11 protein-coding genes and 1 tRNA gene are annotated in these 15460 nt (G+C 72.0%); 7 read left to right on the forward strand and 5 right to left on the reverse strand.

Annotation, left to right across the window (positions count from 1 at the left end; genetic code table 11):
* The first annotated feature begins 9 nt into the window (after positions 1-9).
* Positions 10-915: a LysR family transcriptional regulator gene (locus tag OG214_RS04620; protein ID WP_405983875.1), complete on the forward strand. Its 906-nt coding sequence runs from the start codon at positions 10-12 to the stop codon at positions 913-915.
* 234 nt (positions 916-1149) lie between these two features.
* Here OG214_RS04620 and OG214_RS04625 read toward each other — a convergent pair whose 3' ends face one another.
* On the reverse strand, positions 1150-4920 hold the full coding sequence (locus tag OG214_RS04625) for a CHAT domain-containing protein (protein ID WP_405983876.1): 3771 nt from the start codon (positions 4918-4920) through the stop codon (positions 1150-1152).
* Between the two features lie 81 nt (positions 4921-5001).
* Between OG214_RS04625 and OG214_RS04630 the strand changes: the two genes are divergently transcribed.
* Positions 5002-5397, forward strand: a complete 396-nt coding sequence (locus OG214_RS04630; protein WP_363083582.1) for a hypothetical protein — start codon at positions 5002-5004, stop codon at positions 5395-5397.
* A 10-nt stretch (positions 5398-5407) separates the two neighbouring features.
* Entirely contained in the window at positions 5408-6334 is a 927-nt protein-coding gene (locus OG214_RS04635; RefSeq protein ID WP_405983877.1) for a hypothetical protein, read from the forward strand.
* A gap of 206 nt (positions 6335-6540) precedes the next feature.
* On the opposite strand, the gene OG214_RS04640 is transcribed toward OG214_RS04635, so the two are convergent.
* Positions 6541-6617 (reverse strand) — tRNA-Pro (locus OG214_RS04640).
* 234 nt (positions 6618-6851) lie between these two features.
* Between OG214_RS04640 and OG214_RS04645 the strand changes: the two genes are divergently transcribed.
* Positions 6852-7364: a mycothiol transferase gene (locus tag OG214_RS04645; RefSeq protein ID WP_405983878.1), complete on the forward strand. Its 513-nt coding sequence runs from the start codon at positions 6852-6854 to the stop codon at positions 7362-7364.
* Here OG214_RS04645 and OG214_RS04650 read toward each other — a convergent pair.
* Positions 7339-8352: a LysR family transcriptional regulator gene (locus tag OG214_RS04650; protein WP_405983879.1), complete on the reverse strand. Its 1014-nt coding sequence runs from the start codon at positions 8350-8352 to the stop codon at positions 7339-7341. The genes OG214_RS04645 and OG214_RS04650 overlap by 26 nt on opposite strands.
* A gap of 139 nt (positions 8353-8491) precedes the next feature.
* Between OG214_RS04650 and OG214_RS04655 the strand changes: the two genes are divergently transcribed.
* The 3 genes from OG214_RS04655 (at position 8492) to OG214_RS04665 (ending at position 14145) form a co-directional block, all read left to right on the forward strand.
* Positions 8492-9349, forward strand: coding sequence for an aldo/keto reductase (locus OG214_RS04655; RefSeq protein ID WP_363083586.1), 858 nt, complete (start codon positions 8492-8494; stop codon positions 9347-9349).
* A gap of 409 nt (positions 9350-9758) precedes the next feature.
* Positions 9759-13241, forward strand: a complete 3483-nt coding sequence (locus tag OG214_RS04660; protein WP_405983880.1) for a ThuA domain-containing protein — start codon at positions 9759-9761, stop codon at positions 13239-13241.
* A gap of 178 nt (positions 13242-13419) precedes the next feature.
* Positions 13420-14145 (forward strand): sugar phosphate isomerase/epimerase, encoded by a 726-nt coding sequence (locus OG214_RS04665; protein ID WP_363085748.1) that lies wholly within the window; start codon positions 13420-13422, stop codon positions 14143-14145.
* Positions 14146-14188: 43 nt separating this feature from the next.
* Here the strand turns inward: OG214_RS04665 and OG214_RS04670 are convergent, their stop codons facing one another.
* Complete coding sequence (locus OG214_RS04670; protein ID WP_405983881.1) at positions 14189-14776, reverse strand: GNAT family N-acetyltransferase; 588 nt, start codon at positions 14774-14776, stop codon at positions 14189-14191.
* Complete coding sequence (locus OG214_RS04675) at positions 14773-15390, reverse strand: helix-turn-helix domain-containing protein (protein ID WP_405983882.1); 618 nt, start codon at positions 15388-15390, stop codon at positions 14773-14775. The genes OG214_RS04670 and OG214_RS04675 overlap by 4 nt, the downstream gene beginning before the upstream one ends.
* Positions 15391-15460: the final 70 nt, after the last annotated feature.

The raw sequence follows: 15460 nt of genomic DNA on the forward strand, positions 1-15460 counted from the left end.
GCTGATGTGGTGGATCCGCGACTGCTCCAGACGTTCTCGTCCGTCATCACGCACGGCTCCTTCTCCGGCGCCGCCCGGGAGCTGGGCTATACGCAGTCCGCGGTGTCCCAGCAGATAGCCGCGCTGGAAGGGGAGTTGGGCGTCGAGCTGGTCCGCCGACGGCCGGTCGGCCCGACAGAGGCGGGTGCGCGGCTGCTGGAACACACCGCCCCGATCCTGCTGCGCATCAACGCGGCCCGCGCGGAGGTCCAGCGCATGAAGGGCGGCCCTACCGGTCGACTGACCGTCGGCGTATGCCCGTTGGCGGCCACGGCGGACGCGCTGCGGATCGTCGGCGAGGCGGCACGGCGGGCCGGGGTGTACGAGTTCACCGTGCGTACGCTGCACCGGCAGGCGGTCGCCGAGGGCGTTGCCACCGGCATCCTGGACCTGGGCCTGGCCGACGGCTTCGCCCTGCCCGAAGACCCGCTACGACTGCCCCGGGTGGCCGGGCTGCGCGCCGTACCGGTCCACCGCGAGGAAGTGGTCGTGGCCCTGCCGCCCTCCCACCCGCTGGCACACCGAACGGGTCTGCGGCTGGCGGATCTGGTGGAGGCCCGCTGGATCGACGCACCGGGCGTGAGCGCCCCCCTGCCGGACCTCCGCGCCGCGGTCGGCGACGGGCCGCTGCTGCGGGTGGCCCTGCGCTACGACGGCCTCGACGTACGCACCTACACCGAACTCCTCGCCGGCGGCCAGGGTCTGGGCCTGCTCCCACGCTTCGCCCTCACCGGCCGCCAGGACCTGGTCGGAGTCCCCCTGACGACCCCGGAACTCTCCCACCGCGTCGAAGCCCTGCGCCTCGCGGGCGGCCCCCCGGTGGTGGACGACCTGGTGGCCTCGCTCACGGCGGGGGCGGGGGCGGCGGGGAGGTAGAGCCGGGGTGTCCCGGCATCAGCAACCCGCAGCGCGGCGGTCACCAGCTCCATGGCCCAGGGCGCCGGAAACGTCCACGGTCTCATCGGCACCGGCGGCTGCCCGGACCAGCCGGTCTCGGACCGCTCGGGCGTGTACGTCTGGGCCTGGGACGGCTCAGGACCCTCTCCGGCCGCGCCCAGCGACCCCACGTGCAGGACGTCGTCACCCAAGCCGGCGGCCACTTCGAAGACCCTAGGGACCCGCGTGCACCTGGCAGGCCCACAGGCTCGGGGTCCGCGGATACGTGGCGCGCAGGGCACAGACGGCGCGGTGCAGGGCCTCGGCCGTGCGAACGACGTCGAGTGAGCCGTCGCCGGTGTTCAGGGCTTCGTACACACTGAGCGCGACCTCGGCCCCGATCGCGTCGTCGACGTGCCACAGCGAGCCGACCACGTGGGGGAAGCCCGCCATCTGGAAGGCGCTGACGATGTGGACGGCCTCGTCGGCGAGTTCGGGGCTGGTGCGCAGGGTGTCACAGGCGGAGAGATAGGCGAGCCGGACCGACGGCAGCCGGAGCCGGGCCAGATCTCGGAGGGTCAGCGGGCGTTCGGTGTGGTCGTGCAGGACGAGCCGACTGCCGGATGGGCGCTCCAGGTCGCCCAGGGCGTGGCAGGCGAAGTGCGCGTAGGCGTGGCGATGCAGGGCGGAGACGACCGCGGAGTGGGTGGCGGAGGTGTCCGCCAACAGTGCGGCGCCCGGGAGCAGACGGGCCAGATGCTCGGCTTCGCGGCGTGCGCCCGGGAGCGGGGCCTGTCCGGTGGCCTGCGCGACGCTTACGACGAGTGTTCCGGTGCCCGCCGGGCGGGCGGCGCGCCGGCGGGCGTGGTGCAGGGCCCGCAGTGTCGGTGTGTACGAGGAGACCACACGGTCCAGGGCGCCGGGGGCACCGCCGGTGGGGGCTGCCGCATGGAGGGGCAGCGTACCGAGGAGGCCGCCGGGCGACCACCACAGGCGGGTTGCCGCGGGGAGACGGTCGAGGACCGGGCCGGTGACCGCCTGCCACAGCCAGGCGAGGGTTTCGCGCACGTCCTGCTGGGCGCGCTGCGACTGCTTGCGGGAGGTTCCGGGCGTCTCGATGCGGACCAACGCGTCCTGGAAGGTCCGCCGGCGCGTTGCCGTCGTCCGCGCGTCGAGGCCCGGGAGCGGTACGGCGTCGATGGAGCGCTCGGTGACGATCAGGGCGTCGCTGCCGTACGGGGAGACGTTGACCAGGACCACCGGGCCCGCCGCGGCCGTCGCGCGCAGCTCGCCTTCGTCCCAGTCCCGCACCGGACGCAGCAGACCCAGTTCCGGGTGCTCGGCGCGGATCCGGTCGGTGAGGTCGCGCCACTCGGCAGCCAGTCGCTGCCGCAGATCGGCGCGGGCGTCGGGATGAGGCGGGCCCTCTTCCAGGAACTCCCGGCCGCCGGTCGCCATGTCGAGGGCCTCCCGCAGTTCCTCGAAGCGGGCGGCGAGGGCGGGGGCGGTCTGCCGGAGCCGGGTCAGATCGCTGTCGGCGTCGAAGGCGTGGGAGAGGATCACACCCCTGGCCTGTTCGAGCAGACCGACCGCGAGTCCCGGCCGGCCGCAGCGCACCGCGCAGGCCGCCGCCGCGGCGCCCAGCCCGACGGTCCGGCTCAGCAGGAACTCCTGGTCGTCCCGGACAAGATGGCGGGGCGCCACGGAGTGCAGCAGGTCGACCGCCACGACATGGCCGTCCAGGGCACGCTCCCAGTCACCCAGCTCCGCCCGTACGTCGCCCCAGGCCCGTGCGGCGTCCAGGCGAACGGCGGGCGCGCACTGCTGCTCCAGAGCCGCTTCCTGGAACAGCTCGGCCGCCTGGACCAGATCGGCCCGACGGCGACGGCGGCCGGGGCCTCGGTAGCGCAAAGCGTTGCCGAGGTTTCCCAGGCGCTGCGCGCGCGTGGGGTGGCCGGGCGGGGTGGCCTCGACCGCCCGGCGGAACAGCGCGACCGCCTCGTCCCTGGCGGCAGACGACAGCAGGGTACGGGGGCTCAGGAGCCGTGTGTTCGCGGCCACCGTCAGGGCACCCGGCAGGTCGGGGGAGTTCGCGGGCAGCGCCACGACCACCGCGTCGGCCAGCTCGCGCGCCTCGCGGGCGTCGCCGATCCGCAGCGTCCGCGAGATACGGGTCATCAGGGCGGCGGCGAGGTTGTGGCGCCGCCGGGGCAACAGCGGGTCACCCTCCGGGGTGAGGGCGACCGCCTCCCTCAAGAGCCCTACTGCCTCGTCGAGTTGGGCGACCGGATCGGCGGCACGCTCGAAGCCCGTCACCAGACTGATTCCCGTCGAGCTCAGCAGCGCCGCCTGGTGCGCGCGGCCCATCCCGGGCAGCGCGGCGGCCCGGCGCCGGCACTCCTGGGCTTCCCGCAGGTCCTCGCCGTCCTCGGTCAGCCGGTGCCGCAGACTCAACGCGGCACCGAGGTTGAGCAGCCGCACTCCGAGCATCTCGTGCCCTTCGGAGGTCAGCGCCACCGACTCCCGATGGGCCCGCACCGCCTCGTTCAACTCCTCCGGTTTTCCGGAGCGTTGGTAGTGGGCGATCAGTACGAGGCCGAGATCGTCGAGCGCCGCGGGACGGTCCGGGTGGTTCGGCGGCATGAGCGCCTCGGCGTGTCGCAGCCGACGCAACGCCTCGTCCAGGTCCGCCCTGTTCGCCACCGGGTCGCGTGTGTAGCGGGTGTACAGGACCATCGCGGGAGAGAGGAGCGGCAATCGCGGGTCGGCCGCCGCCCCCGTGGAGGCGAGGGAGGAGTCGGTGAGGCTGAGCGCCGCCTCCAGATCGGCCGGAGCGCCGGTCGCGACGGAGCGGGCGCGCAGGGCGTTGCCCAGGGCATTGCGCAGGGCCGCGATCTCACCCGGATTCCGGGCAGCCCGGAGCGCCTCGGTCAGCACGGCGACCGCCTCGTGCAGGTCCACCACCCGGCCGGTGTGCTGCGCCCTCAACACGAGCGCCATGCCCAGGTCATGGCCCGCCACCGCGGGCCCCTTGGGATTGCCGGGAACAGCCTGGCGGCACACGTCCACGACCTCGTCGCACTCCTCGGGCGTCGCGCCCTCCCGCTGCCGCAGCAGCGTCAGCGCGCTCCCCAAGGAGCTCAGGCAGTGGGGAAGACGCGGGCTCCCGGGCGGCAGCTGGGCCAGTACGTCACGTGCGATGCCGACCGCCTCGTGCAGGTCCTCCGGGTCGTACGACCGCAGGTAGCGGTCCAGGAGCCGGCCGCCCAGACCCGCGAGGGCGAGGAGCCGCTCGGGGGAGTCGGCCGGGACGGCCTTGAGGGAACGGTGGGCGTTCCGGACCGGATCCGCGTCCCCCAGCTCCCCGAACGGCCAGGTCGTCCCGGCGAGGGCCAGCGCGCGGGCCAGGTCTTCGCGCACGTCCGTGTACCAGCGGTCGTACTCCGGCATCGCGAGGACGGCCAGGCTGCCGCACCCGATCGCGGTGGCGACCTGGGTCTCGCGCGAGGGTGCCATGGTGTCCAGCAGCGCAGCCATCTCGTGGAGCTTGCGGACGTCTTCGGAGGCGTCCGCCGGCGGATTGTGCTGCCGGCCCTCCGCCGAGATGATGAACGCGGCACACTGGGCCGACCACTCGGCGGGACCATCCGCGTTCGCCGGGTCGGGGCGTATCGCGGGATCGGTGGACGCGTAGCCCTCCGCCAGCTCCGGTGGCACCAGCCCCGGGTCGGCGACCCACACCGGGAAGAGCAGTGTCCCGGCCATGCACCCGTGGACCGCGCCGGAGTCCCCCGGTGCGGCCATCGCCCGAGCCACGCAGAGCCAGCCGGCCGCGTGGCGGGCCTCCATGTCGGTCCTCGTGTCGGCGGTCCGCAGCAGTCCCCGGAGTTCGGCATCCGCGTCGGGGCCCAGCACCACGTCCGCGTCCACACCCCCGTCCGCCGCCCCGGCCCGGTCGAGGCGCGCACGGATCGCCCGCAAAAACGAGTCCCGGTCGTACCTCACCCCGTCGCTCCCCTCCGCCGTCGACTCCGACGGCGCGTCAACTCACGCTCAACTCTGCCCGAATTCCGGCACACTTGGACCATGACCGCATCTCCCGGCTTCCCCCGACCCGACCACAGGGCGGCAGCGGCGTTGTGCGCCCTGCTCGGCTCGCCGGAGGACCTGCGGCAGCCCGGGGTCCGGGAGGCGGCCGAGCGTGCGCGTGACCTGCTGCGGGCGGGTGCGGGCGCCGACGAACTCGCGACCTGCTACGGCGCCCTGGACACGGCGTTGCGCCAGACCGGGGACGCCCGCGGGCTGGTCAACGAATCCCGAGGCGGAACGGCCCCAGGCGTCACGCCCCACATCAAGGTGGCCGTGTGCCCCGGACCGGCCCAGTGCGTCCGCGTCGAACGGGCCCGCGACCTGCTCCCCGCCCCGCACTGCGCGGTCAACGGCACCCACATGCGCAAGGGCCGGCTGGGCCCCGCGCAGTGACCCCGCTCCGGTGAACCCCCTCCTCGCCACCCTGGGCGGCAAACTCACCGAACGCTGGCTGAACCTGCTGGTTCTCCCCGGCGCTCTCTTCCTCGCCGCCACGGCTGCCGGCACGGCCCTGGGCCACCGCCACTGGCACGACGTCGACCGGCTTCGCACCACCCTGGACACCCTCGCCGCCCGCCCCGCCCTCGACCGCACCGGCACCGCCGCACTCCTGGTCGCCCTCGTCCTGCTCACCGCGACCGCGGCCTCGCTCGCCGCGCAGTTCCTCGGCGGCGCGATCGAGCGGTACTGGCTCCGCTTCGGCCGGGACCCGCTCTCACGCGCCCTGACCGCACGCCGCGCCGGCCAGTGGCAGGAAAGGGACGAGAAGCTCGGCGAAGCCATCGGCCATGCCCACCGGACAGGCGCCGGACCCAACGGTGCGGTGCTGATCCCGAGCAGCACACTGGCTCGGATCCAGGCCCTCACCGAGGCCCGCGACCGTATCGCGCTGCGCGAACCGGTCCGCCCCACCTGGTACGGCGACCGCATGCAGGCAACGGCCGACCGCGTCGAGGCCGCCTACGGAGTGGACCTCGCCGCCCTCTGGCCGCGACTGTGGCTGATCCTCCCCGAACCTGCCGTACGCCAGATCCAGTCGGCCCGAGACTCCTACAGCGCCGCCGCCCGTCTCGCCGCCTGGGCCGTCGGCTACGCCCTGCTCGCCTGCTGGTGGTGGCCCGCCGTGCTGGCCACCCTCTGCTGCGCGGCCATGGCCCGCTCCCGCGCCCGCACCGCCCTGGACGCACTCGCGGACCTCATCGAGGCTGCCGTCGACGTCCACGGCCGCGAACTGGCCACCCGGATCGGCCTCATCTCACCGGAGGCGCCGGGACGGCTGGCCCACGACACAGGGGACGAGATGTCGGCACTGTTCAGGAAGGCCGAGTGACGGCCAGGTACGTACGGGCGGCCCACGCCTTCCGCAAGATCGCCGGGCACGGATCACTGATCGCAACCCAGCGCCACCTACGCCCCGGACAGCGCCGCTGGATCCCCGCCAGAGCGACTGGTCCCCAGCCGGTCCCCGGAAAGACGGAAAGGCGGTACCGGATTTCTCCGATACCGCCTGTGACCTGCGTAAACATTCGTAAACGCTGGTCGGGACGACAGGATTTGAACCTGCGACCCCTTGACCCCCAGTCAAGTGCGCTACCAAGCTGCGCCACGTCCCGGTGCGGGTCTGACCTGGGGTTTCCCCTGGCCGAACGCGCATGAGAACAATACCGCACTCGGCACGGTGGTCACGAACCGCTTTCCCCGGGGCCCGTCGGGATCTGGCGGCGGCCGAAGATCTGGACACGACCGCTCCGCACCGGGCGCGCTGACCCGGCGCGTACGGGGCACCCTGGACTGGACATAGCCCGTCCGCCGGGGTCCGCTCCCGGCCGTATCCTCCGGAGCCTGCCATGACCGCCAGCGGTGATCTGCTCGTCGACGCGTTCGGCCGTATCCGTGAGACCGTCCACGAGGTGGTCGACGGCCTCTCCCCCGACGAGCTGGCGCTCCGGCTGGACGACGGGGCCAACTCGATCGCCTGGCTCGTCTGGCATCTCACCCGGATCCAGGACGACCACGTCGCCGACGCCGCCGGCCTGGACGAGGTGTGGATCGCGCAGGACTGGTCGGCGCGGTTCGAGCTGCCGTTCTCGCGGGGAGCGACCGGTTACGGCCACTCCCCCAAGGACGTGGCCGCGCTCGGCGGGGTCTCGGCGGAGCTGCTCGCGGGGTACCACGACGCGGTCCACGATCAGACGGTGGCGTTCGTCCGTACGGTCGAGGACGCGGCTCTCAAGCGGGTCGTCGACGACGCGTGGGTCCCGCCCGTCACGCTCGGTGTCCGGCTCGTGAGCGTGATCTCCGACGATCTCCAGCATGTCGGGCAGGCCGCCTTCATCAGGGGCTGGCTGGAGCGGCCGTAGCCGCCGTGGCCGCCGGACCCGTCATGGCCGCGGGGACGGGGACCGGGACGGTGTCCGGCGTGCGGCAGGAGTCCGGCGCGGGACAGCTGTCCGGGGCCGGGCGGGTCGCGGCGGGCGGCAGATACGCCAGCAGCTGCCGGGCGGCCGGGCCGGTGCGCTGATCGTCGGGAAGCGCGGCCGAGACCTCCCAGAGGTGCTCCCCGGCGTCGGCCAGCGGCACCGTAATGAGAGCGGCGGCCTGTTCCTTGCGGGCGATCGGGCGGGGCACCACCGCGATACCCAGGCCATGGCCGACCAGCTCGATCAGGCTGTGCACATCGTTGACCTCCAGCGCCACACGCCGTTCGGTACGGGCGGCGGCGAAGGCCCGGTCGGTGAGACCGCGGGCACCCCAGTCCTGGTGGAAGTCCACGAACACCTCGTCGCCCAGCTCCGCCCAGTCCGCCTCGGCCGCTCCCGCCAGCGGGTGGCCGGGGTGGCAGAGCAGCACCATCGGCTCGCTGGCCAGCGGTACCAGCCGGACGCCCTCGGGAACGGTCCCGGACAGCGCGACGAAGGCCAGATCGAGCCGCCCGGCCGCCACGTCCTCGACGAGCGAGGCGGATCCGGCCTGCCGCAGCCGTACCTCGACCTCGGGGTGCTCGGCTCTGAACCGTGCGAGCAGTCCGGGGACATGCACCCCGGTGACACACTGCTCGGTACCCACCGACAGTGTGCCGCGCAGCAGTCCCTGGACCGCCGCGACGGCCTCCTTGCCCGCCCGCACACTGGCCAGCGCGCGCGACGCCTCCACCAGCAGCGCCTGACCGGCTCCGGTCAGTTCGACCCTGCGGGTGGAGCGTACGAAGAGCCGGGCGCCCAGCTCGCGTTCCAGGGCCCGTACGGACGCGGAGAGGCCCGACTGCGAGACCATGAGGCGCTGGGCCGCTCTGGTGAAGTGGCGCTCCTCCGCGACGGCGACGAAATATTCGAGGTGGCGCAGTTCCATGAGGACCCAGCCTAATTGAGAACCCTGGTCGCTCAATGCGTTCGTTTTCTTCTATTGGACGGCCCGCGTGACAGCGGCAAAGCTGGGGGTACCCCCCGCCGGATCCGGCGGGTCCGCAGCAGGAAGGGTGCACTCCACCATGAAGACTCGCCGCATCGGAACCGTCGAGGTCAGCGCGATCGGTCTGGGCGGTATGCCGATGTCGATCGAGGGACGGCCCGACGAGGCCCGTTCCCTCGCCACCATCCACGCGGCGCTGGACGCCGGCGTGACACTGATCGACACGGCGGACGCGTATCACCTCCACGCCGACGAGGTAGGCCACAACGAGTCCCTGATCGCCAAGGCACTGGCGTCCCACGAGCGTGGCTCCGAGGTACTGGTGGCCACCAAGGGCGGCCATCTGCGTCCCGGTGACGGATCCTGGACGCTGGACGGCTCTCCCGAGCACCTGAGGGCGGCGTGCGAGGCGTCGCTCGGGCGTCTCGGCGTGGAGGCGATCGGGCTGTACCAGTTCCACCGTCCCGACCCGAAGGTGCCGTACGAGGAGTCCGTCGGCGCCCTGCGCGACCTCCTCGACGAGGGCAAGATCCAGCAGGCCGGCATCTCCAACGCGAACCCCGGGCAGATCCGCTCGGCGCAGGAGATCCTCGGGGGCCGGCTGGTCTCCGTACAGAACCAGTTCTCGCCGGCCTTCCGTTCCAGCGAGCCGGAGCTGGAGGTGTGCACGGAGCTGGGTATCGCGTTCCTGCCGTGGAGCCCGTTCGGCGGGATCAAGCGCGCCGGTGAACTGGGCTCCTCGTACGACGCGTTCGCACGCGTCGCGGAGACGCACGGGGTGAGCCCGCAGCAGGTGTGTCTGGCCTGGATGCTGGCCAAGTCCCCCGTGGTGGTGCCGATCCCCGGCTCCAGCCGTCCGGAGACCATCCGTGACTCGGTCGGCGCGGCCGACCTCGTGCTGGACGCCGCCGAGGTGGCGGAGCTGGACGCGGCCTGACCTGTCGCCCCGGGGCACCCGCCCCGGGGCACCAGGCATGACCTTCCCCGCCGCTCGGCTCTGAGCCCCCGCGCATCACCGCCCCAACTGACCCGTCCGACCTGCCCGTCCCGTCCACACCGTCCACACCGTCCGTCCCGTCCGACCCATTCGACCCGTCCGGGCCCATCGCCCGGACGGGTCGCTCGCGTTCCCGTACGAAAGTCCCGCCCCCTGCGGTCATCCCCCTCCAGCCCCGCCGGCCGACGCCCGCCCCCGCCGCGGCCCCCGGCCCCGCCCCCAACTGGCGGGCCGCAGCGGGCTCTTCCGACCCATTGACCCCCTGTGACACCGGCCCCTACGCTGTGTGACGCAATCCAGAAAGCGCTTTCTAAACCCGCAGCCGGCCCTACCAGCACCGGGAGCGCCCATGAGAACGCCCATCAGAACGTCCTCACCCTTCCTTGTGATCACCGCGTTGCTGGCGCTCGTCCTCGGACTCGGGATGGCCTCGCCGCCCCGCGCCGACGCGGCGCCGTTCCGCGTTCTGGTCTTCTCCAAGGTCACCAACTTCGAGCACGACTCGATCCCGGCGGGGATCGAGGCCGTCGAACAGCTCGGCAGCGAGAACGGATTCGACGTCGAGGCCACCAGTGATGCCACGGCCTTCACCGAGGACAATCTCGCCCGCTTCCAGGCGATCGTCTTCAACAACACCAACTCCACCCCGGAGAGCGGCGATCTGCTCGACGCCGGACAGCGCGCCGCGCTCCAGGCGTTCGTCCGCGGGGGCGGCGGCTGGGTCGGTCTGCACGCCGCCTCCGCCAGCGAGCGCGACTGGGGCTGGTACGAGGGGCTCGTCGGCGCCATCTTCGACAAGCACCCCGCCGTCCAGACGGGCCGGGTGAAGGTGCTGGATCAGGCGCACCCCTCCACCAAGGGCCTGCCACAGCTCTGGGAGCGTTCGGAGGAGTGGTACAACTGGCGCGTCAATCCGACCGGCAAGGTCCACACGCTCGCCCAGATCAAGGTGAACGACGGAATCGACGGCCTGGACGAAGGTGTCGACCACCCGTGGTCCTGGTGCCAGAACTACGACGGCGGACGGTCCTGGTTCACCGCCGGCGGACACGCCGCGTCCGCCTTCCAGGAGGACGCCTTCCGCAAGCATCTGCTCGGCGGTATCCAGTGGGCCGCGGGCAGCAAGCCCGGTGACTGCACCGCCACCAAGACGGGCTCCTTCCAGCGCACCGCGCTGGCCACCAGCGATCTCGCGGACCCCTTCGAGCTGGCCGTCGCCCCGGACCGCCGTGTCTTCTTCATCCAGCGCACCGGCAAGCTCAAGGTGATCGACCAGCAGACCCTCCAGGTCTCGACCGCGCTGGACTTCGCGTACACCCCGGAGATGACGAGCCAGTCCGACGGACTGCTCGGGCTCACCCTCGACCCGGACTTCGCGCGGAACAACTGGCTCTATCTGCTGCACTCCGACAAGACCGAGAAACGGCTCAACCTCTCGCGCTTCACGGTCACCGGGAACACCGTCGACCCGGCCTCGGAGAAGCGGCTGCTGACCGTGCCGACGCTGCGCGGCGAGGGCCGCGCCAACTCGCACATGGCGGGTTCGATCACCTTCGACAAGAACGGTGATCTCTATGTCGCGACCGGTGACAACACCGATCCCTTCGCCTCCGACGGCTTCACACCGATCGACGAGCGCGAGGGGCGCCGTGCCTGGGACGCCCAGACCACGGCGGGCAACACGAACGATCTGCGCGGCAAGGTACTGCGTATCACGCCCGAGGACGACGGCACCTACTCCGTTCCCGAGGGCAATCTCTTCGCGCCGGGCACGGAGAGCACCCGTCCCGAGATCTACGCGATGGGCATGCGCAACCCGTTCCGTATCACCACCGATCCGCTGAGCGGCGCGCTGCTGGTGGGCGACTACGGGCCCGACGCGCGGGAGGCGGTCGCCGACCGCGGTCCCGAGGGCACGGTCGAGTACAACCGCATCACGGAGCCGGGCAACTACGGCTGGCCGTACTGCACGGGCGACAACACCCCGTTCAACGACTACGACTTCGCCACCGGGACCCCGGGCGCGAAGTTCGACTGCGCCGCGCCGGTCAACGACTCGCCGAACAACACCGGTCTGCGGGAGCTGCCCGCGGCCAAGCCCGCGACGGTCTGGTACGCCTACTCCGCCTCGCCCCAGTTCCCCGAGCTGGGCACGGGCGGCGGCGGGCCGATGGGCGGTCCCGTCTACGACTACGACTCCGCGAACACCTATCCGTCGAAGTTCCCCGAGTACTTCGACGGGAAATGGTTCAACTACGAGCTGACGAGGACATGGTTCAAGACGTTCTCGTTCCACGACCAGGACCAGACCTTCACGGACCCGCGCTTCGAGCCGGTCAAGGCGGGCGATCTCCACTCCATCAACGGTGTCTTCGGCGACATGAGCTGGAACCAGCCCTTCGACGCGGACTTCGGCCCTGACGGGGCCCTGTACGTCATCGACTTCGGGCTCGGCAGCGGTACGGGCCGCGGTGGCACCAACGAGGGCTCGGGCATCTACCGCATCGACTACGTCGGGGACGGCCGGCTGCCCGACGCCCGGACTGCGGCGAGCCCGGACAGCGGACCCGCACCGCTGACGGTAGCCTTCTCCAGCGAGGGTTCGGGGCTGCCCGACGGCAGGCCGGTCTCCTACGCCTGGGACTTCGACGGCGACGGGACCACCGACTCGACCGAGGCCAGCCCCTCCCATGTCTACCGCGACAAGGGCCGGTTCACGGCCCGGCTGACCGTCACGGGACCCGGCGGACTGACCGCGCTCTCCGTCCGCGAGATCACGGTCGGCAACTCCCGGCCGGTGGTGACCATCCAGCAGCCTCCGAACGGCGGGATGTTCAGCTTCGGCGACACCATCCCGTTCACCGTGAAGGTGAAGGACCGCGAGGACGGCAAGACGGGCGAGGGCGGGACGATCGACTGCTCACGGGTGGTCGTACAGTCCCAGCTCGGCCATGACAGCCATCTCCATCCGCTGGACAACTACACGGGCTGCGCAGGGGAGATCGTCACCGACGCCGGGGACAGCCACGGTCCCGGGCAGAATCTGTACTACGGCATCACCGCGCAGTACGAGGACAAGGGCGCCACGGGCGTGCCCGCCCTGACGGGCTCGTCCTCGCTGACGCTGCGGACCACCTTCCGCGAGGCGGAGCACCGCACCACCACCGGTGGCGCGCACGACGGCGCCGTGACCGGCGACCGCGCCGACGCCTCCGGCGGCAAGCGGCTCACGGAGATCGAGGACGGTGACTGGATCTCGTTCGACCCGGTCAATCTCAAGGGGATCTCCTCCGTCACGGTCGGCGCGGCCTCGGGCGGTCTCGGCGGCGACGTCGAGTTCCGCAACGGCTCTCCGACCGGGCCGCTGCTGGGCAAGGCGACGATCCCGAACACCGGCGGCTGGGGCAATGTCGTCTCCCCCACCGTCACGCTGAAGAGTCCGGGCGGCTCGGTGAAGCTGTACGCGGTCTTCACCAACCCCGTCTGGTCGGCGGAGAAGCCGGATCTCTTCGCGCTCGACTGGCTGCACTTCAACGGTCGCGGTGTCGAGAAGAAGCCGGTCACCAAGGTGAAGGTCGACGCGGAGCCCGCCTCGGGCGGCGTACCGCTGGCGGTGGAGCTGAGCAGCAGGGTGTCGCCCGTGTCCGGGCGCACGATCGCCTCGTACCACTGGGACTTCGGCGACAACGTCAGGGGCTCGGGTACGGAGGGGCCGACCGCGGCCCATACGTACGCCAGGCCGGGCACGTACACGGCACATCTCACCGTCACCGACGACAAGGGTGATACGACCACCGGCGCGGTCCGGATCGACGCGGGCCCCGCGGCCTGAGAGGAGAGCGACCATGAGCAGTACCCGAAGAGCCTTCCTGGGCAAGGCCGTCGGACTGGCGGCGCTGGGCGTGGGTACGGCGGCGGCCTCGGCGACCTCCGCCGGTGCCGCCACCCCTGCCACCGCCATGGCCGCGGGCCGCTGCCGGAGGCGGCGCATACCGCCGTCCGGGATCGGTATGCACCTTTACACCATGCGCACCCCGCTCGCGACGGACTTCCGGGGGACGCTGGAGCGGCTGGCGGAGATCGGTTACGCGACGGTCGGTGTCAGCGGCAGACATGGCCACAGCGCGGCCGACATCCGGCGGATGCTGGACGAGACCCGGCTCAAGGCCGTGCTCGAACATGTCGCCTACACCACGGTCACGGGCAGCGGACTGCCCCAGGCGATCGAGGACGTCCGTACGCTGGGCGGCAAGTGGGTGGTGGTGCCGAGTCTGCCGGAAGGGATGCACTCACCGGCCGGATACCGGGAAGCGGCACGGCAGTTCAACGCGGCGGGGCGTATCGCCCGGGAGTCCGGGCTCAAGGTGCTCTTCCACAACCACGACGGCGACCACAGTGTGATCGACGGCGAGAGTCTGTACGGCATCCTGCTCAAGGAGACCGATCCCGAACTGGTGGGCTTCGAGCTGGATCTGTACTGGGCGGCGAAGGGCGGGGACGATCCGCGCCGGCTCTTCGTCGAACACCGCGACCGGTTCCCCGCGCTGCATGTGAAGGACATGGCGCCGAACGGTGACTTCGAGGATGTCGGCTCGGGGGTGCTGGACTTCCCCGCGATGTTCGACACGGCGCGCAGCGGTGGTGTGCGGCAGTGGCTGGTGGAGCACGACGCGCCGGCCGATCCGTTCGCGTCCGCGCTGAACAGCTACCGGTATCTGTCGCGGCTGCGGTACTGAGCCGGGGCTCCACGGGGGCCTACGGTGCCGGTCCCGGCCGCTGTCACACGGCGGCCGGGACCGGCCCGGGGCCCTGGGCCCTGTCCGGGAACGGTCCGAGGTGCTTGTAGAGGAAGGTGGTCGGACGGAGCGTCCCGCCCGGGTCGGCGGCATGGCCGGGGACCACCCCGATCTCGGTCCAGCCCGCGGAACGGTAGAGCGTCTCCGCGGGGCTGCCGGTCTCGGTGTCGAGCAGCAGCAGCGTCACACCCGCCCCGGCCGCCGCCTCCTCCGCCGCGGTGAGCAGCGTACGGCCGAGCCCCTTTCCCCGTGCGTCGCGGTGCACCATCAGCTTGACGATCTCGGCGCGATGGCGGGCGTTGGGCTTGTCGGCGAACGCCACACCGACCGTCCCGGTGATCCGTCCACCGTCCCGGACGACACGTACGGACAGCCGTCCCTCCCGCACCGCGGGGGCCTGCGCCCGCCACCAGCGCGCCGCCGTCGCCCGGTCCAGCGGATGGAGAAACCCGATGGAGGCGCCGCCGGCCACCGTGTCGGCCATCAGATCGGCCAACGCGTCTGCGGCGTCGAGCAGTTCACCGGCGGAGAGCCGTATCACCTCGGGAACGTACGCGAGCCCGGCGCTCATGGCCGGACCACCACCACGGCGTAGCGGACCGGGTCCGGCCCCGGGCAGCGGAAGCGGGTGGGACCCCAGAGCCGCGTCCGCAGACAGTCGCCCGCGTTCAGGGTGTGCAGATCGCGCCCTGACGTGAACTCGACCGACCCTTCGAGCACCCAGATGTGCTGCTCCATGCCCTGGACCGGGGGCCGTTCGTACGACACGTCCGCGCCCGGCCGCAGGGTCCCCTCGACGACTTCCGCGCGGAGCCCCGCCTGCGGCGGCGAGACGGAGCGGCGGACGAAGCCGGAGGCGGTGTCCTTCCATACGGTCTGGTCGGCGGCCCTGACGAGCCGCGCCGGTTCCGTCTCCACCTCACTGAGCAGCTGCGACATCGTCCGCCCGTACACCGCGCACAACCGGCCGAGCGTCGATGCCGTGGGGCTGATCTCACCGCGCTCGGCGCGTGACAGCGTCGAGCGGCTCACCCCGCTGCGCCGCGCCAGCTCGTCGAGCGACCAGCCGTGCTCGCCCCGCAGTTCGGCGAGGCGAGCGGCGAGCAGCTCGTCCACGGGGTCGGAGCCGGAGGCGGCATCAGGGCCGGCGCCGGGAGCGTTCCCCCCTGTCTCATTCTCTCTCACATACGAAACGATATCCCATATTCGGGATGCACGGCAGTGAGAGGCCCGCCCCGGCCCGCGCCGGCTCCGC

The organism is Streptomyces sp. NBC_00872 (assembly GCF_045161915.1).
In the GTDB taxonomy this organism is placed as follows: domain Bacteria; phylum Actinomycetota; class Actinomycetes; order Streptomycetales; family Streptomycetaceae; genus Streptomyces.